The following is a 16857-nucleotide window of genomic DNA, read 5'->3' as shown; positions in this document are numbered from 1 at the left end:
CATCATAATTCCTGCCCATCAGTGCCGTAGACCTTGCCCAGGCAGCCGTCCTGGTATTCCGACGAGGCTCCATCACCCAGGGGAACCGGAGGGCAGCTGGTGCCGACCGTCGGCGTCGGCTCATACGATGTCTGCTTCCACAGGACGGTTCGGCGATCGGCAAGGACAATCCAGAAAGCCGCCGGATTTCCCTCCGCGACCATCACCGCTCCCTGCATCAGCGCGGGCTGGGTTGCCAGCTCCGGGAGCTTCTTCATGTCCTGCATCTGCTGCACGAATTGCCTGGCCGTGGCCTGGTCGAGCCAGATCGTGTCGGCGCCGTCCTGGATGTGGAATGCCGTGCGTGGCAGTGACTGCATGCGAGCGACCAGTACCGGGGAGGACTGGGCAAGTTGCAATTGTTGGCGAGCCCGGGCGATGTCGGCCTCGTTCGCGATGGACTTGCCCGCCAGCGGAAGGCGCGCGGTCAGCAGCAGGTTCGGCGGGCCCTGTGGAAGCTGCAGGTCAGCTTCCACATAGCGCTGTTTGTCGGAAACATAGGCAACCCGCTTGACGTTGAAGTTCGCGTCCAGCAGGCGAACCGCGTCAGGGGCCTCCTCCTCCGAGCGGAGCCGGGCCAACTCCGGAGCCAGGCCGGTCACGAGAATCCATTCGAGATCGTAGCCGTCGAACTTGCCCTCAAGTAGCTCCTTGTTGGTGGCTGCCTTGGGCAGCAACTTGTCCAGCGCCCGCGTAATCGCTGCCGAATAGGTGCGATCGCCGTTGGCATTCGTCCAGGGCAGCATCAGGTATTGATGCGAATCGGATTGCGCGGACAACGTGGTGCCATCGCCAAGGGTCACCTGGATGTCGATGTGGGGCGAGCTATCCATGTGCCTCAGGTCGAAGCCCTTGGTCACCGCCTCGGCGAGCACGGCGGGCTGGCGCAAGTTGTCGCGCCAGGCATGCACCTTCGCGGCAAGACTCGCTGGCGCCGGGAGCACCTGCGTCTGCGTCAGGATCTTGTCGATCAGTGGCTGGGCGTGCCCGATTCCCGGCTCCAGCATGCGCAGGTCGATGCGTGGCTGCGGCGGTGCCCGCATGGCATCGACCAGGCGGGCCACGTCGGCGGCTGCAACAGTCCGTGGCGGAATCGCGCGCTCGGGTTGCGGCTTGCCGTCGCGACCTCTGCTTTGCCCGCCGGTCAGCCGGTAGGAAGCGCCATCCCTGACGATGGTGAGCCGGGTCTGCAATGGGCTCAGGTAGCTCATCCCGTCCCAACCCGATTCGATGACGATGCGCTCGGCCGTAGGCGCGGCGGCCTGGCCGTAAGCCTGAAGCGCGATGCAGCACAGGATCGCGGCGACAATCCACCGGCGGCCCCGCGCCACCCGGTCACAACGCGCACGTCTGTGGTCGCCACTTCCGTTCATGCTGCCCTCCCTGTTGCAGTCATGCTGCCCTGCCGCGCCGCACCTGGCAAACCTCGGCGGCTGACCTGGAACCTCGCCACCTCGGATCAAACGCCGGTGCGGATGCTTCGGACCCGCCGGTCCGCCCGACCGGCTACACGGCCCGCCCATGGCTCGGTGCGGACCCTTCCAACCGGCGAAAGGCCGGACGCGCGGCGCTGTGTCGCAGCCATCCTGGGACTCCCGGATGGGATGATGCGCGCCTACCGCAGCGGCAGAGTGCCCCTGCGGTCCTGGAGGGGTGGAGAGTGATTCGTTCGCGCGCGCATCGACGGTTCGTCGCATGGCTGGCCATCGCCGCCATGTGGCTGATGATCGTCGCGCCGGCCGTGTCGCGGACCCTGCCGGCGGCCTGGTCGATGCCCGACCTGGGCGCCTGGTGCGGCGACCACAACACCAACCCCACGCATCCTTCGTCGCCGCAGCCTCACGACTTCGTGCTGGAAAAGTGCGGCTATTGCGGGTTGCTCAGCGACAGCCCGACGCTGACCGGTGCCGCCTGGCACCCGCCGATCCTTCCACCTGTGGTGGCCATGCCGCACGGCCGGGTCATCGCCCTGCCGGGAATGCGGCATTCCGAGCTCGCTGCTGCGCCGCGTGGCCCGCCGGCATTCGTGCACGCCTGATTCCTCCAATGACACGCTGAGTCGTGTCGTTCTGCGTCGCCGATTCCCAGGGAACACCATGTCCACTTTCGCTTGTCGCCCGCGCTTCGATGCGCGCCTGTTTTCGCGCCTGCCGCGCCGCGCCTCCAAGCCCGCAATGGCCACCACCTTGATCGCCCTCGCGTCGGTGCCCGGGCTTGCCACGGCCTGCTCCACCTGTGGCTGTTCGCTCAACTCGGACTGGTCCAGCCAGGGCTATGCCATCACCACCGGCCTGCATCTGAGCGTGCGCGAGGACTACTTCAACCAGTCGCAACTGGTCAGCGGCACCGATACGGTCAGCCATTCGTCCTTCCAGTTTCCTAACGACCAGGAAGTGCAGCAGAAGACCATCAATCGCAACACCCTGCTGGGTGCCGACTACAATTTTTCGCGCTACTGGGGCGTGTCGGTGCAGCTGCCGTACACCGATCGTTTCCACCAGACGATTGCCGCCGGCGACACCGCTGTCTCGACCTCGGACGCCCAGGGCATCGGCGACCTGCGGGTGGTGGCGCGCTACCAGGGCTTCAGCGAAGACGCCGGCATCGGCCTGCAATTCGGACTGAAGCTTCCCACCGGTCGCTTCACGCAGGACTTCGAATCCGGCCCGCAGGCGGGCCAACCGCTCGATCGCGGCTTGCAGCTCGGCACGGGCACCACCGATGCGCTGGTCGGCGTCTACAAGTCAGGCTATCTGAGCGAGGCGGTTGGCTACTTTGGCCAGGCGATGGCGCAGGTCGCCCTGGATGCCCGCGAGCACTTTCGTCCCGGCAATTCGCTCAACGTCAACTTCGGCCTGCGCTACCTCGATGCGGGGCGGTTCACGCCGCAGGTGCAGCTCAACCTGCACAGCGAGCAGCGCGAGAGCGGCGCGCAGGCCGATCGTGCGAACAGTGGCGCAACCCTGGCCTATCTCAGTCCCGGCATCGGGATGAAGATCACCCCGCGACTGGATGCGTTTGCCTTCGTGCAGTTTCCGGTCTGGCAGCGCGTCAATGGCTTGCAGCTGGAACCGCGCCGCCTGTGGTCGGTCGGCGCCCAGTACCGCTTCTGACCCGGAAGCGGCATCGTCGGATGCCATGTGCGCAGACCTCTCCCATCCCCGGGAAGGGAGATGTCCGCGCACGGTAACGGACTCATCCGGCGTCGGAAGCGAGCCCGACGCGTTGCCGCCGAGCCCGGCGCATCATCCCCCGGCGGCCTTGTCGATCTCATGGGTGGCGGCAATATCGTCGGCCATCTGCGTTGCCACCTGGCTCAACGAAAGCGAGTGCATCACTTCCGGGGTCAGTGGATAGCGATACTCTTTCTTGAATCCACCCGTCAGGGTGGACGTATCGCCGATGCCGAGTATGGAGACGGTGAACACGAAGGATCTTCCGCCGCCGGCGCCCTTCGGCATGTCCTCGAGTGCATGGGTGATCTGGACGATCTTGCTGCAATGCGTCCGCGTCACTTCCTGGCCAAGCATGGCGAGACGCTGGTCCCCATTGCGGATGTCCACAATCATCCGCTCGACCCGATAGCCCTTTTGCTGCAGGTCGTCTGCCACGTGACCCGACAAGGTGCTGTTGATCCGGAACCACAGCTGGTTCACCTGCTCATCCGGAAAGACCATGCCACCGCCGCCCATAAGAACCGCACACGGCGTGGCCGGTTCCGCCATGGGCAGATCTCCCGCCCAGGCCGTCGCGCATTGCGCCGACATCAGCACGGCGAGCATGCCGAGCGCACCCTTGTTGAACTTGATCATGCTTTCCCCTGACTGGCGAATGGAATGGGTGATGCCACGCATGGTCCGCTTTCGGTCGGGAGCGGACACTTAATTGTCTTCGAGCACCTATTGCCAGTAACTCTTGCCCCGCGTCAAGGTTTCCACGTCGCCCTTCTCGGCGCCGTGTTCCGAGTGCAGAACAATTGCCGACTTAGTCATGACGCCGACAAAGTGCATCTTGCCGTACGCCGGATCTCCCTCAGGAAGGGTGAATTCGATCTTTGAACCACGAACATCCAGTGGGACGACCGCTGTAATAGGAGCGCCACCCTCGGCAATCTGGACGAATACGGTATAGCCAGGCTCTTTTGTCGAGGAGTCGCTCGGTACGATGAGGAGTTCCATGCCCAAGAGATCTCCGCCCTCTTTGTTGTAGTGGAGGTCGCTGTAGATGCCGGTGACGCGCTGCGTGACTCCCTGTGCCCCGACAGGGAGTGCAACCGTCAAAAGCAATACAATCACCCAAAAGCAGCAACGCATTTCGCCTCTCTCCACTCGAGCAGAATGTGACACCACCATTCCTTCGTATGCCGGTCTTTCGCGCTCTGCGAATGTCTGCTTCGGGTCGAAAGCGGACATTATGCGAGCCAGCCTCAGGGTCCCGGCCGCATCCTGGCGGGTGATCGCCGAAAGAGAACATTCCTCAACAGGAACAGCCATACGGCGCCGATAACGAGTGTAATGACCAGGCAGACTACGCCAGCGGCGATCGACAGTGCACCGTCGCCGGGGCCAACCTTCGGATCATTCAGCGTGATTGTGTAAAGACCGTGGGCAATCAACAAAAGGCCGCCGGCGCATCCAAACAAAACCCCGTTCCGAAGACTCTTCCGGGACCTTCCCAGGCGCCTATTTCGATCAAGGTCGATCGCGCGAAGGTTCTCCGATAGGTCAGCACGTTGCATGGACAAGTCGGAAATTCCACGCTCCCTCAGCACTTCCCTGAGCTCGGCCTCCGCTTCAGGCATCAGCGACGCCGTCAAGGCGACATGCATGAGTTCATCATCGGTCATTCGCTGGTACCGCTCCCGATATCCCGCCATTTCCCCTCCGATATTCTTGGCTGTCCACAGCTACTCATGTTTGCTTTGGGTCGGAAGCAACGCTCTTGGCGTCCACTCGCGCCGCTCATGAGTACCAATCGCACCGAGGTCTGCAAGCAATCCATCCACTCCAATCCCTCTGCCGCGCCCGCGCCACCTTTCATGCTGTCACGGGCTTTCTTGCTGCGGATTGGGCTCTCCGGGACCGTCCGTGGGCTCGTTCGCTTCCGGTAGCCCCAGATCTGCCGTGATGTACGCCACCATGTTAGTGGCGCGAGTCCATTCTGCCGTGGCTTGCATTATGCGTTCACGCTCCGGTCCATGGAACGAGGACTCAGCTGCCTTGCTAAACGCGTCGTCGTAGACTTGGGCCCGGCAATGCGTCTTCGTTGTCTTGCCACTGTGGGCAACTTCACTGAGATGATCCCGCTCCAGTCGGTGGCACGCGGCCATCGTGGGATAGTCAAGGCGATCGGCAAGATCTGCCAACTGATCCATCAAGACCGACGACATGTGGAAGGCGGCCCATTGGTCGACCCGCGAGCGATAACCGACCTTGCCATAGATGTCCTTGACATAGTCGTCCGTGCCCGAGATGGCGACACTCAGTGCTGCGGCCCGATCTGCCTCCGGTAACTCAGCGAGATGGTCGCTGGCCACCGTTACTCTTTGTCGCCACACCTGCAAGTCGTGCATGGCCTTGGGCATCTCCTCGGGCTTGACCACGCGCCAAGGGCCGGCGGCGTCAGAAGCCATCATGAGCGCCAATCCAAGAAGAACGGACATAACTCCCTCCCGTTGGTCACAGCAATTATGTTGTGCCCGCTTCGGATCGGAGGCGGACAGAACGTCTTGACGCCGAGCAATAGCTTGCCTTCGTCAATCCAAGTAGAAGAACGGATCTTGGCCCTGGGGTTATTGCGAGCCTTCGGATGATTTCGAAGGAGTGAGCTGTCCCCATGGAGGCCGCGAGGAGGGTAGCCTTGTCAGGCTCGGGCTTACCGGTTCCGGGCCCACCCATGAGCGCGTGGGATCCATCATGACGGGAATGCGCACATAAGCCTTTACCGCGACACCGTTACGCGTGGCGGGCGTAAAGTGCCACCGATGCACACTTTCGGCGGCCGCCAGGTCCAGTGCGGGAACACCGGATGTGGACTCGACACGAATGCTCTCGACGGTTCCGTCTTTGCCGACAAGTGCGAGGACAATGGTCTCGCCAGACAACAATGTGCCATCGCTGCCCTGCGGCCACGGAACCGTATAAGGCTTTACGTGGGCATTCGCTTCGCCCTTTGGAGGCCTGATCGTGAGCATCTTGCCGCTGGTGCGGGACGCCGGGGCCACCGCGCAGCCACACAACAACGCAACGATCGCCAGCAAAACAACTGACCGCATGGGATCTCCCTTTGTCCGCTAACCATCGATCCATCATCAGATACAAGAGGCTTCGCGCCTTTCCATGATTACGCCGCAACTGCGCGCGTGCGGAACATTGGAAGCCGCATGACGCACTGGGTGCAAAGGTCCGCCTCTGGTCGAAAGGGGACATTTCCAGATCGCTCAAATCTAGAAGTAAGCCGTGAAGTCCGTGGCGTTGAAGTGCTCCAAACCTACGCGCTTGGTGTAGGAGTCACGCTTCCCCAGATCTTCTGTGCCCAAGCTGAAGGTCTTGCCCATATCGTTGACTCTTATCTCGTAAACATGCCCAGGCACCGCTACCACCTGGGCGACGCTTCCGCCCAATTGGGTTCCTCTGTATATGGTTACGCTCAAAACGTGCTGGCCTGGAAGGACGCGTACCCAGAATGCGTTGCCCGTCTTGAAGTGATCCACGCCATTGATACTGCAGCCGTACCCTTGAGACGAATGGCAAGCGACGATGGCCGTGTCGGAAGTGGGGTGTTGTTTATCTGGATAGCCCTCAGCTGGGCGCGTGTTTTCCAATGGGGCGCAGCCCGACAATAGAGCCACGGTAACGAATGCGATCCATCCTTTCCTTCGCGACATGCACATTCCTTCAGCCTGGTTGCATAACCGGTCCGTCCGCATCGGGATCGAAAGCGGACATAGAAGCAAGAGTTACGGCGGTCGTTCCCCGTTGAGTAGCGCGTTGTAGGCCCGAAAAGCCGGATCGGAATCCCGATCTTCAACCGCCATCCGGAATTCACACCAGGCGTCTTCCAGTTCCCCGCAATCCCCGAGCCGGGTTTCAGTGAAGTTCCATCGTGGTCCTGCCGTGAATTTCAATTGGACGGCCGCCGTTAGTTCCCCGGCCTTCGCCTTGGGCAAGAGCGCCAGGACTTCGGATGTGAGTACGCAATCGGCGTTCTCAAAACCCTGTTCTCTGGCAGCCTGCACCGCGCGCTCAAGCTGCTCGGCGGCCTTTCTTATCCGATCGAGATCCATTGCTCCCGCCTGTGGTCTCTGTGCCTCAAGTGTTTTGTCCGCTTCGGGTCGAAAGCAGGCATCTCGTTCACTTGTTCAATCCGAGGGCAGTACATCCGGCTTGGGCAAGGCGAAATTGACTGGTACCCGGGCCCAGGAAACCACCGGGACACCGTCTCTAATGGCGGGGCGAAAGGTCCAGCTGCCGACGGCGGTGGCGGCGCTGTCGTCCAGCTCGCGGTAGCCGCTGCTCTGTTCGATCCTGGTTTCGGTGACCTGGCCATTCACGCCAATCTGGGCCATGACCATGACCGTGCCTTCATGATGGTCACGTATGGCCTCGGGCGGGTACTTCGGCCGGAGCCGCGTGGCGGTGGTGAGGTTCATCGACGAGGGACGGGTCCGCGACGAGCCACCCAACGAATAGAAGTGACGTGCTGCCGGCTGGGTACTGCCTGCAGTCGCTGGCTCGCTGGGCGACGCCTGGTCCTGTCCGTAGGCGTTTGGCGCCCACATCGCCATGATGCCGCTCGCCATGCACAACGCACCCACCATTTGCAGGCAGGTCTTGCCTGTCCCTGTTTTCATCTCCCCCCCTGTATGCCTGCACATGCCACGCGTTGCGCGTGGCTGCGGCACTTCTAATTGCTGGCCATTTAAGCTGTCAAGGCAGCCTCCTGATACGCAAGTTATTGCGACGCACGGACGGACATGGCGGCATCCGTCGACGAAGGCAGGCAAGCCTTCGCGCCCGCTCTGCTGCTCATCCCGCGTCAGGTACTGGTAGCCATGGCCGGCGCGCCCGGAGCCACGATCAACGCCGGCACAGGGGTTGGTGCCGTGGCCATTCCATGACCCCCTGCGTAAAAAAAGCGGCGTCAGGTTCGCTATGCTGCAGGTGCGGTGTCGAGCCCACTCCCGGATCGGAAGGGACTGAAGCAGGCCTTGCCTGACGGTCGACCCCGCCCCCTGTTTGATGCAATGGCCCGGGAGCTTCGTGATTCAAGTGAACTGCAACGTGAGCGATGGGCTTTGTGTGCGCCATGGATGAGCGCAAGTCGGATTCAAACCGGGCAGCCCTTGTCTTCAGCGTCCTGATCGCCGTGCTCACCGTGGCCGTCCTGCTGGCGCCACGCTTCAGGCTCCTCACGCCAGGGCCCAAGGTCAGCCCTTCGATTCGGCCGGCCATGCCTGCCGCCGAGTTGTGGCTGAGCACGGCGGATCGGCGGCTGAAGCTGGCCAGGCAACCCGACATCGTGATGAGCGCCCGCGGCACGTTGCCCGCCGATGTGGTGATCGACGTCCACAGCCGCTACCAGACCATGGACGGCTTCGGGGCGGCGATGACCGACTCGTCGGCGTGGTTGCTGCAGAACCGGCTGAATGAGCAGCAGCGCAGCGCCTTGTTGCACGAGCTGTATGGCCCGCCGCCCAACCTCAACCTGAGGATGATGCGCCTGACCATCGGCGCATCGGATTTCTCGGTGAAGCCGTACACGCTCGATGACGTTCCGTTCGGCCAGACCGATCAGCCATTGGAGCATTTCAATGTCGCGTCCAATTTGCGCGACGTGATACCGACCGTGCGCGAGGTGCTTGCCATCGATCCGGACCTGCGCATCATCGCCTCGCCATGGGGCGCGCCGGCGTGGATGAAAAGCAGCGAGAACCTCATTGGCGGTGAATTGCTGGAGCAATACGAAAGCACCTACGCGGACTATCTCGTCAAATACGTCGATACGTACCGCGGCTATGGCATTCCCATCTTCGCCCTGACCTTGCAGAACGAGCCGGGTTTCATTCCGATCACCTACCCGGGCATGGCGCTGTCGTCGGACACGCGGGCACGCATCGTCGCGCAGTATCTCGGCCCGAAGCTGGCCAGCCGCAGGCCCAGGACCCGCATCCTGGAATGGGATCACAACTGGAACCGGCCGGAGCAGCCATTGGCCGTGCTGGGCGACCCCGCTGCCTCACGCTATATCGATGGCGTTGCCTGGCATTGCTACGAAGGCAGCCCGTATGCGCAGAGTCGCGTGCATCGCGCGTTTCCCCAAAAGGACGCCTATATCACCGAGTGTTCCGGCGGCGACTGGGCGTCGAGCATCCATGGCGAACTGCTGTGGTTCGCACGGGACCTGCTGATCGCCGGCATCAGGCAGTGGGCGCGCGGCGTCGTGTACTGGAACCTGGCGCTCGACGAGCAGCACGGCCCGCATTTCGGCGGCTGCAGCGCCTGCAAGGGCGTGGTCACGATCGACTCGGCTACCGGGGCAGTGAGTCGCAACGACGAATACTACGCGTTGGCGCACTTCAGCAGCTTCCTGCTGCCTGGCGCCGTGCGGGTGGACTCCACCGCCACCGACAAGGGCATCGACAACGTGGCATTCCAGAATGCTGCCGACGGTTCGGTCGTGCTGGTGATGGTGAACAGCCATGCGGAAGCGCGCCAGCTGTCGGTGGCAGAGGGCCAGACCCGCTTTGAATACACCATGCCGCCGCAAAGCGTGGCGACCTTCGTATGGAACCCGGGCGGGGCCGGCGCCTGGTTGCAACGTGTGCTGCGGCAGCTGAAAGGCGCCCGCTAACGGGAGTCGTTGGCGCGCATCGGCATGACACCGCGGGCGCTCCGGAAGCCGCAGCAGCCATGGAGAAACGCGAAGTCAGGCGCTTGCCGGCAGACCGACACGCGGCGCAGGGCGACGCCAGGCGCTCACCACCGCCGCGAACAGCAGCGCATAGGCCACCAGCCAGACGTAGTAGCCCGCGAGCACCGATACATGAGGATTATCGGGCAACCATGGTGCGATGACGGCGAACACCAGCCCCAGCGCGACACCGGCAAGCAGGCGCCGGAGCGTGCCCTCAGACCTGCGCTGGCTCGCAAGCACGATGGCCGCCAGGACGAAGGACAGGTTCATCGTCGCGGCGAGCACCAGGCCAAGATAACGCCATGCTTCGCCCGCCGGATGCGCGATCGCGTCCACCAGGCCCGCACCGCCCAACCCGAGCGCGGCATAGGCTGCCTGCCAACCGGGCAGTTCCACCGGAGATCCCAACACCTGACACGTGACCGATGGCAGGAGCAGCGCCAGGCCAAGGCAAAGCAGGCTGAGCGTCAACAGCTTGAGGGGTCGGTCCAAGGCATCGTCCTCTGCGTGTTCGTGCTGACTCACCAAGCGAGGCCCGCGCCGGGCCAGACGCGGTCTTTGCGAATCGATGACTGCGCTCGTTGAATACCGCCTCAGCCCCGGCGTGCAGGCAGGAAGCGACTGTTGCGCAGCAGTCCGGCCGAGACCAGCGACACCAGCACGCCGACCGGGAAAATCTCCACGAAGGTCATCGGCAGGCGGTACATCGGGTTCGCGTACTGGATCTTGAAGGCATCCATCTCGGCACCCAGCTTCGCCAGCGCCTCGGCGCTCGCGCCCTTGGCCTTCTCGCTGGCGATGATCGCCTGCGCATAGGAGCTGGCGAAATCCATATGCGTCATCGCCTGCACCGCTTCCCAGGCGACTACGTAAAAAATCCCGGCGATGAAGCTGATGCCCAGGCCGACCCCTAGCGCCGACCAGAAGCCGATGACTCCGCCCCGGTCCACGTCCCGGTGCCGCTTGATACCCACGAACACCGCGCTCAGTGCGATCAGCATGGTCGTGTAGCCGATCACCATGCCGTACTTCAGTGGCGGCATACCGGAGAACGCGATGAAGGTGACGAGTTCGAACCCGCCGACGACCAGGCCGGCGATCACGCCGTATTTCAGGATGGTGCGTAACAAGGTCATACTCCTCGGTAGTGGTTGGAGCCGTCATTGACCGCCATCCGGTGTCCTCCGGCAATCGCCCGAATGGGTGATTCCCGCCGATTCACCCTTAATCATCCGGGTTCAGGGCACGATCCCGAGTTCGCGTGCCCGGCGAACCGCCTCGGTGCGCCGCTTCGCACCCAGCTTCTCGTACAGCCGCGCGACGTGCGTCTTGACCGTGTTCGGCGACACGTGGAGGTGCGTCGCGATCTCCTTGTTGGAGTGCCCGGCTGCCAGTTCGTGCAGCACGTCCAGCTCACGCCCGCTCAGCCCCAGCGCCGCCTGCGCCTGCGGGTTGCCGTCGAAGCTGCGCGCCGCAGGCGCGGCGAAAACCCGCACGCCCAGCACGATGCCCAGCACCAGGAAGGCGGCCGCGACCAGGAACAGGTAGATGTCGCCCGCATGCATCCGCGCCAGGCGCTGGTAGTCCAGTCACTGCAGGGCGAGCGTTCCCGCCCCCAGCAGCGCCCCGTAGCCGACCACCCGCCTCCACATCAGCGCCTCCGCTCGCTCTGTCCCGGGTCATCTTAGCGCCGGTCCGCGAACGGCAGGAGCGCCCGGCCGATGCGACTGCGGGCGGCCCCGGTACAGTCCCGAATGCCCCGGGAGGCTGCCCGGGCGGGCCATGGGCCACACCGACAACGCGGCGCGCTGATGGCTTCCAGCCTCACTACTGCGCGACTGAGGCGCGGGCTATCCTGAAGACTCCGGAGTGGAGACTTTCCATGGCCAGGCTTGTCTATTGCTTGAACCAGTCCCTGGATGGCTACGTCGACCATATGGCGTTTGCGCCAAGTCCGTTGCTGTTCCGTCACTTCATCGAGCAGGCGCGCGAACTGACGGGCAGCTTGTACGGTCGCCGCATGTACGAGGTCATGCGTTACTGGGACGACGAGTCCGACGAGTGGAACGCGGAGGAACGTGATTTCGCGGCGGCGTGGCGGAGCCAGCCGAAGTGGGTCGTATCGCGTTCGCTGGAGTCAGTCGGTCCGAACGCCACCCTGGTCGCCGATGACATCGAGGCGGTGGTACACGGACTGAAAGCCGAGTTCGCCGGGGAGATCGAAATCGCCGGGCCGGAACTGGCGCATAGCCTGACCGGGCTTGGCCTCATCGATGAGTATCGGATCTACGTCCACCCCGTCGTGCTGGGCCACGGCAAGCCCTACTTCGCCGGACCCCGGCCGCCGCTCCACCTCGTGGCCAGCGAGTTGATGGGCGACGACGTGATCCGCCTGAGCTACGTGCCTGCCTGATCGCGCGACGCGCATGGGACACCTCCGGGTGAAAGCAGGCAGCCGGTTACAGCGACATTTGCGCGGAAACGTCATCTGACGCGAGTTCCTGAGATCGCGCCTGTTTTACGACGACCGTTCCGGCAACGAAATCGTGGGTCGCCCGACGCTTGTTGTTGGCCAGCATCACGACGAGCAGGCTCAGGTTCCAGAGGTGGGAAAGCGCGCTGACCCCGGCGTTCCACTCGGGCGCCAGACTTATCTGTGCCGTCAGGCGCTGCTGCCATCCGAGTGACAGATACTCGGCATCGGTCATGCTCAACGTGCCCATGACCAAGGCCAGCCCGGCAAGCACCGACAGTGACAAGGGGACCACGTTGCGCAGGAAAGCTTCGCGATAGCCCACGGGCGATCCGTCGGTCTTCACGATGCGCAGTCCCATCATCAGCTTTCCGGGCGTGCCACCGTACCGCTGCACCAGCAAGACATAGAACCCGATGTTCACCAGCACCTGGAGCACCGTGCAAGCCACATAGAAATGGCGCCCCAGGCTCCAGACCAGCAGGTACAGCACGAGGATGGGCACGAAACAGACAAGATCCAGCAGCGATGCCCCTACGCGCTGCCAAAACGTTGTGTAGAGCACCGGTGCTTCCCTCTCCGAATCAATGGTCGACACAACCTCGCAACAAACCCGGCCCTGCCCGGGTGTCCGCTTCGGATCACAAGCGGACCTCCCAGGCTCGCCAACGCGCTAGCCGATCACTCCTGCCCCTGAGGGCGATGCTGCGGTCAGGACCCACCCGGTAAACCTGGCCGCTCAGCGACCAGGCGGCAGGACCGTGAAGCGGTTACACAGGAACGTGTTTCCGGAAGCGTCCTTGGTCTTGGCATAGGTGCTTTCGCGGACCGTCAGCACTTCGCCCTGCACGCAGCGCTGGTCCTCATGGAGGAGGTCGGCAAAACTGCCCGTACGCGGCGGCGTATCGCCCTCGGCCCGCTTTTCGTCGCCATAGCCAAGCCAGTAGCTGACCCAGTCACTGGGCTTCTTGTTGCTGCTGGTGGCCGACTTGCCTGCCTCGAAACCCAGTTGATAGCTTGCGTGATCGATGGGCTGGAACTGCAGGGCGGTCACGGGCAACGCGTTTTTCTGCGGATCAGGTTTTCTGTCTGGCAGTGCATTCGAACTGTAGGTTCGTTGTACTAAAAAGCCCACGATGACGATGAGCCCAACTGTAGCCATGACCAAGCTTTTCGATTGCATGGAGTTCCACCCTCTGTGTTGGAAGACCGTTCTGAATCGACGAGTGTGTAGCTGCGTAAGCCAAGCTGTTGCTGTCCGCCGGCGCGCGCGGAGTGAGATCTACATCCAGGAGACGTCGACGACGTCGACTTCCATGCCCGGCACCAGGGCAACCTCGTTGATCTCCTCGGCATGAATGGCCGCCTCGGAGCCGGAGCTTGGATGCCCTTGTGCGATTTCGGGCCAGTGCCGCGTGGCGAGATCGATCGCCTTGGACAGCGCCGAGCCGGGGTCGCCGGCTGAGACGACGCCATAAAGCTCGAAGCCGACGGTTCCTTCGGGACGCTGAAATCCCTGCCCGACGGCCAAGACTGACCAAAGCCCCATATCCCCCCCTTTTTTCCCCTTTCCGTCCGCCAGCAAGGCCGACGTAGCCTGGAGTCCCCGGCATGCAGTATGGCAATTCCTTGACGCGCCGGGGAGCAGCGCCACGTCTACGCTGCCAGATGGCCGTCCATCCGTCTCTAGGAATCTTGGCAGGGCCGTGGGGCCGTGATGGCCGCGGAGGTCCCGGCAACTGGAGGTGACGCTGGGGAACCGCCCTGACTACCCGCGGCCCCGGTGGGCGCCGGGGCGAGCCCGCCTCACGAATGGCGGGCTAGCTGCCGATGGGATGCTTGAGCAGCAGCGCCTTGAAGCGTGGATCCTCGCGCAGCGGATCCCAGACCGGGTCGAGCCGGAGCAACGCGCCCGAGAGGATGCCGCCGGTAGGCATGGCCAGCACGCGTTCGATCAGGGCGACGGCCTGCTCGGGCTGGCCGACCCGCACGTACAGCAGCGCCTGGCACACCAGCATGTCCGCGCCGGTGAGCACGTCCCTGGTGACCGGCATCAGGGCGACGGCACGCTCGCCTTCCGCAACGGCCTCGGCTTTGCGCCCGAGTCCGGCATAGGCAAAGCCCAGGGCGAGATGCAGGTCGGCGTCATCCGGTCGCTGGACCAGGGCGGCACGCACCTGCCCCGCCACCTCGGCAAACACCGCTGACGCCTTGTCCGCGTCGCCCGCCCCCTGCATGGCCCAGGCCACGTACAGGCGCCGGGGCAGGACGATGTTGTCCGGGTCGTCCCAGTTTTCCGCCTTGTCCGACTCGGCCACCTTGACGGCCCCGGCATAGTCGCGCGCCAACAAGCGCTCGAAATACATGGCCATGATGTTGCCGGCGTAGGCATCGGTGCCCGGCGCGAGTGCCGCCAGCGCGGTGCGCAGCGGTGCCGGATCGGCTTTCCACATCAGCTGGTTGAAGGCCAGTGACGCGCGTTCGCCAGCCGGATTGCGGCTCACCGCGAGGGCCGCGGCAAAGGCCCGGTCGGCGTCTGCGTAGCGACGCAGGCTCTGATAAGTCACCGCGAGCTGGCCGAACGCAAATTCGCTGTGCGGTTCCAGCACGGTGGCCGACTCAAACAGCGCCACCGCCTCATCCCAGCGCCCCTGGCGCCGGGCGACCGAGGCGATCAGCAGTTCGACCGTGGCGCTGTTGGGCAAGGCCTGCCGGGCCAGCGCCAACTGGGTGCTGGCAGCGGCGTAATCCCGATGACCCCAGTAGTGATACAAGCCCAGCGCATAGTGCGCCTGGCCGAGATTCGGCTGCAGTGCCAGCGCGCGGTCGGCTGCGGTCTTCGCTTCCGCCAGGCGCGCGTCCGTGCGATCGGGCCCGAAGAAGTACATCTGCATGTGGGCACGCGCCAACGCGGCCGCGGCCAGCGCGAAGTGCGAATCCTTGTCCAGGGCCTGCTGATACAGCGCGATGGCCAGCGGCAACTCGGACGAGGACAGCACCGGATCATCGTAGGCACGGTTGGCATGCGCGCCGGCCTGCAAGTACAGATCGTAGGCGGCGGCGTTCTGGGTGGGCGCCTTGTCCATGCGCGCGGTCTCGGCGGCCGTCAGCTGCACCTTCAACGCCTGTGCCACGTTTTGCGCGACCTCGCCTTCCACGCTGAAGACGTTGTCCAGCATGCGCGTATAGGCTTTCGCCCAGAGATGGTTGCCGCTGTTGGCGTCGATCAACTGCACATTGATCAGCACCTGATCGCCGACCTTCTGCACCGTGCCCTCGAGCAGCGTCGCCACGCCCAGCTGTCGCGCGATGGTTTTCACGTCTTCCGGATGGCTCGGATACTTCGCCGTCGAGGTACGGGAGATCACCTTGAGTCCACCGATACCCACCAGCTCGGTGAGGATCATGTCCTGCATGCCGCTGGCAAAATACGCGTTGCTGCGGTCGGTACTGAGACTCTCGAACGGCAATACCGCGATGGACTTCAGGTCAACCGTCGACGCCGTTTCCACCGGGCGACGGGCGAACGGGTGCAGGCCAATCACGGCGCCCGCCAGCGCGAGCAGGACCACGATCCCGGCAACGAGTCGCCAGTCGAACCAACGTGGCTTGTCGGGCTCCACCGGCGTTGACGGAATGACTTCGGTGGTGACCGGTGGCAGGGCAGCATCGCGGGTGACGGGCGGTACAAAGGCGAGCTTCTTGGCCGGCAATGCCCTGTCCGGCAGCAACTCTTCGCGTGACGCGGCGAATCGCACCTGGGCATCGAGGCGAAAGCCGACGCCGTGCACCGTGTGCAGATAGCGGCACTCTTCGCCGCTTTCGCCGAGCGCGTGGCGCAACATGGCGATGACGCGGCTAAGCACGCCAGGCGTGACGTGGCTATGCCCCCACACCTCGTCGAAAATCTCGTCGCGGCTCATCACGCGACCGGGCTCACGGGCCAACAGGACCAGGACGGCAAATGCCTTGCGCTCGAGCCCGACCTCCTCGCCGTCGACAAACAGGCGATGGCCAAGGGTGTCGATCTCGATCGTGCCGAACGCAATCCACGCAGCAGTGGTGGACTCTACGGCCATTTGCTCGACCTCCATCGCCGCTCCTGACCCGGTTCAGGTTACACCAAGTCGGTCGCAAGCCCCGGTAGATCCCACGTATGGATTCCGTTGTTGACGCCACCGCATGCCGGCGCCATCCGGACCAGGCCTGGGTGTCGCCCATGGTTACGCCGGTTTGGCACACAGCGGCGACTTCGCCGGAGACGCCGGGTCGGGCCCGACCTCATCGGCAGCTCACTGGAACGACGAACGGGAGGCCTGGAAATCGACATCCTGGCGCCCGCTTCCTTCGGTAGGAGTGGCGTAGGGCGCGTGTCACCGCCCATGTGCCAGAAGTCACGCTGACCGGGTATCCGATAGGGCAGGTCCGCT

20 protein-coding genes are annotated in these 16857 nt (G+C 63.8%); 4 read left to right on the top strand and 16 right to left on the bottom strand.

Annotated elements, in window-relative coordinates; genetic code table 11:
* Positions 1-2: 2 nt before the first annotated feature.
* Positions 3-1412, bottom strand: coding sequence for a hypothetical protein (locus ACXU4B_RS10835; RefSeq protein WP_458910877.1), 1410 nt, complete (start codon positions 1410-1412; stop codon positions 3-5).
* 287 nt (positions 1413-1699) lie between these two features.
* On the opposite strand from ACXU4B_RS10835, the gene ACXU4B_RS10830 reads away from it, so the two are divergent.
* Positions 1700-2077, top strand: a complete 378-nt coding sequence (locus ACXU4B_RS10830; RefSeq protein ID WP_131412637.1) for a DUF2946 family protein — start codon at positions 1700-1702, stop codon at positions 2075-2077.
* 58 nt (positions 2078-2135) lie between these two features.
* Entirely contained in the window at positions 2136-3152 is a 1017-nt protein-coding gene (locus ACXU4B_RS10825) for a hypothetical protein (RefSeq protein WP_240734166.1), read from the top strand.
* Between the two features lie 132 nt (positions 3153-3284).
* Here the strand turns inward: ACXU4B_RS10825 and ACXU4B_RS10820 are convergent, their stop codons facing one another.
* The 8 genes from ACXU4B_RS10820 to ACXU4B_RS10785 all read right to left on the bottom strand — a co-directional run bounded on the left by ACXU4B_RS10820 (position 3285) and on the right by ACXU4B_RS10785 (position 7891).
* Complete coding sequence (locus tag ACXU4B_RS10820; RefSeq protein WP_458910876.1) at positions 3285-3851, bottom strand: hypothetical protein; 567 nt, start codon at positions 3849-3851, stop codon at positions 3285-3287.
* Between the two features lie 87 nt (positions 3852-3938).
* Positions 3939-4451 (bottom strand): hypothetical protein, encoded by a 513-nt coding sequence (locus tag ACXU4B_RS10815; RefSeq protein WP_131412641.1) that lies wholly within the window; start codon positions 4449-4451, stop codon positions 3939-3941.
* A 14-nt stretch (positions 4452-4465) separates the two neighbouring features.
* Positions 4466-4885, bottom strand: coding sequence for a hypothetical protein (locus tag ACXU4B_RS10810; protein WP_131412643.1), 420 nt, complete (start codon positions 4883-4885; stop codon positions 4466-4468).
* A 198-nt stretch (positions 4886-5083) separates the two neighbouring features.
* Positions 5084-5701: a hypothetical protein gene (locus tag ACXU4B_RS10805; RefSeq protein WP_131412645.1), complete on the bottom strand. Its 618-nt coding sequence runs from the start codon at positions 5699-5701 to the stop codon at positions 5084-5086.
* 129 nt (positions 5702-5830) lie between these two features.
* The gene (locus ACXU4B_RS10800) at positions 5831-6313 is read right to left on the bottom strand and encodes an energy transducer TonB (protein WP_131412647.1); all 483 of its coding nucleotides are present in this window, start codon (positions 6311-6313) and stop codon (positions 5831-5833) included.
* 171 nt (positions 6314-6484) lie between these two features.
* Positions 6485-6925 carry a hypothetical protein gene (locus ACXU4B_RS10795; protein WP_131412649.1) on the bottom strand — a complete coding sequence of 147 codons (441 nt, stop codon included), beginning with the start codon at positions 6923-6925 and terminating at the stop codon, positions 6485-6487.
* Between the two features lie 72 nt (positions 6926-6997).
* On the bottom strand, positions 6998-7324 hold the full coding sequence (locus ACXU4B_RS10790) for a hypothetical protein (RefSeq protein ID WP_131412651.1): 327 nt from the start codon (positions 7322-7324) through the stop codon (positions 6998-7000).
* 75 nt (positions 7325-7399) lie between these two features.
* Positions 7400-7891, bottom strand: a complete 492-nt coding sequence (locus tag ACXU4B_RS10785; protein ID WP_165583239.1) for an energy transducer TonB — start codon at positions 7889-7891, stop codon at positions 7400-7402.
* A 455-nt stretch (positions 7892-8346) separates the two neighbouring features.
* On the opposite strand from ACXU4B_RS10785, the gene ACXU4B_RS10780 reads away from it, so the two are divergent.
* A complete protein-coding gene (locus ACXU4B_RS10780) occupies positions 8347-9891 on the top strand; it encodes a glycoside hydrolase family 30 protein (protein ID WP_131412655.1) in 1545 nt (514 codons plus the stop codon).
* A 75-nt stretch (positions 9892-9966) separates the two neighbouring features.
* Here ACXU4B_RS10780 and ACXU4B_RS10775 read toward each other — a convergent pair whose 3' ends face one another.
* From ACXU4B_RS10775 to ACXU4B_RS10765, 3 genes are all read right to left on the bottom strand, one after another.
* A complete protein-coding gene (locus ACXU4B_RS10775; protein ID WP_131412657.1) occupies positions 9967-10446 on the bottom strand; it encodes a hypothetical protein in 480 nt (159 codons plus the stop codon).
* A 101-nt stretch (positions 10447-10547) separates the two neighbouring features.
* Positions 10548-11084, bottom strand: coding sequence for a DUF4199 domain-containing protein (locus ACXU4B_RS10770; RefSeq protein WP_131412659.1), 537 nt, complete (start codon positions 11082-11084; stop codon positions 10548-10550).
* Between the two features lie 108 nt (positions 11085-11192).
* Entirely contained in the window at positions 11193-11519 is a 327-nt protein-coding gene (locus ACXU4B_RS10765; protein WP_205746603.1) for a response regulator transcription factor, read from the bottom strand.
* A 317-nt stretch (positions 11520-11836) separates the two neighbouring features.
* On the opposite strand from ACXU4B_RS10765, the gene ACXU4B_RS10760 reads away from it, so the two are divergent.
* On the top strand, positions 11837-12367 hold the full coding sequence (locus ACXU4B_RS10760) for a dihydrofolate reductase family protein (protein WP_131412661.1): 531 nt from the start codon (positions 11837-11839) through the stop codon (positions 12365-12367).
* A gap of 46 nt (positions 12368-12413) precedes the next feature.
* Here the strand turns inward: ACXU4B_RS10760 and ACXU4B_RS10755 are convergent, their stop codons facing one another.
* From ACXU4B_RS10755 to ACXU4B_RS10740, 4 genes are all read right to left on the bottom strand, one after another.
* Positions 12414-12992 (bottom strand): RDD family protein, encoded by a 579-nt coding sequence (locus ACXU4B_RS10755; protein WP_165583240.1) that lies wholly within the window; start codon positions 12990-12992, stop codon positions 12414-12416.
* Between the two features lie 174 nt (positions 12993-13166).
* Positions 13167-13610 (bottom strand): hypothetical protein, encoded by a 444-nt coding sequence (locus ACXU4B_RS10750; protein WP_165583241.1) that lies wholly within the window; start codon positions 13608-13610, stop codon positions 13167-13169.
* Positions 13611-13709: 99 nt separating this feature from the next.
* Positions 13710-14012, bottom strand: coding sequence for a hypothetical protein (locus ACXU4B_RS10745; RefSeq protein WP_131412667.1), 303 nt, complete (start codon positions 14010-14012; stop codon positions 13710-13712).
* Between the two features lie 235 nt (positions 14013-14247).
* A complete protein-coding gene (locus tag ACXU4B_RS10740; protein ID WP_131412669.1) occupies positions 14248-16506 on the bottom strand; it encodes a winged helix-turn-helix domain-containing protein in 2259 nt (752 codons plus the stop codon).
* Positions 16507-16857: the final 351 nt, after the last annotated feature.

The sequence above is a fragment of the Dyella soli genome (assembly GCF_054482295.1).
This window is presented reverse-complemented; position numbering and strand designations above follow the sequence as displayed.

Excerpts from the sequence above, each read along its gene's own strand:
- ACXU4B_RS10835 (WP_458910877.1), bottom strand. The coding sequence starts at position 1,412 with ATGAACGGAAGTGGCGACCACAGACGTGCGCGTTGTGACCGGGTGGCG.
- ACXU4B_RS10825 (WP_240734166.1), top strand. The coding sequence starts at position 2,136 with ATGTCCACTTTCGCTTGTCGCCCGCGCTTCGATGCGCGCCTGTTTTCG.
- ACXU4B_RS10820 (WP_458910876.1), bottom strand. The coding sequence starts at position 3,851 with ATGATCAAGTTCAACAAGGGTGCGCTCGGCATGCTCGCCGTGCTGATG.
- ACXU4B_RS10815 (WP_131412641.1), bottom strand. The coding sequence starts at position 4,451 with ATGTCCGCTTTCGACCCGAAGCAGACATTCGCAGAGCGCGAAAGACCG.
- ACXU4B_RS10810 (WP_131412643.1), bottom strand. The coding sequence starts at position 4,885 with ATGACCGATGATGAACTCATGCATGTCGCCTTGACGGCGTCGCTGATG.
- ACXU4B_RS10805 (WP_131412645.1), bottom strand. The coding sequence starts at position 5,701 with ATGTCCGTTCTTCTTGGATTGGCGCTCATGATGGCTTCTGACGCCGCC.
- ACXU4B_RS10800 (WP_131412647.1), bottom strand. The coding sequence starts at position 6,313 with ATGCGGTCAGTTGTTTTGCTGGCGATCGTTGCGTTGTTGTGTGGCTGC.
- ACXU4B_RS10795 (WP_131412649.1), bottom strand. The coding sequence starts at position 6,925 with ATGTCGCGAAGGAAAGGATGGATCGCATTCGTTACCGTGGCTCTATTG.
- ACXU4B_RS10790 (WP_131412651.1), bottom strand. The coding sequence starts at position 7,324 with ATGGATCTCGATCGGATAAGAAAGGCCGCCGAGCAGCTTGAGCGCGCG.
- ACXU4B_RS10785 (WP_165583239.1), bottom strand. The coding sequence starts at position 7,891 with ATGAAAACAGGGACAGGCAAGACCTGCCTGCAAATGGTGGGTGCGTTG.
- ACXU4B_RS10780 (WP_131412655.1), top strand. The coding sequence starts at position 8,347 with ATGGATGAGCGCAAGTCGGATTCAAACCGGGCAGCCCTTGTCTTCAGC.
- ACXU4B_RS10765 (WP_205746603.1), bottom strand. The coding sequence starts at position 11,519 with ATGCATGCGGGCGACATCTACCTGTTCCTGGTCGCGGCCGCCTTCCTG.
- ACXU4B_RS10760 (WP_131412661.1), top strand. The coding sequence starts at position 11,837 with ATGGCCAGGCTTGTCTATTGCTTGAACCAGTCCCTGGATGGCTACGTC.
- ACXU4B_RS10750 (WP_165583241.1), bottom strand. The coding sequence starts at position 13,610 with ATGCAATCGAAAAGCTTGGTCATGGCTACAGTTGGGCTCATCGTCATC.
- ACXU4B_RS10740 (WP_131412669.1), bottom strand. The coding sequence starts at position 16,506 with ATGGCCGTAGAGTCCACCACTGCTGCGTGGATTGCGTTCGGCACGATC.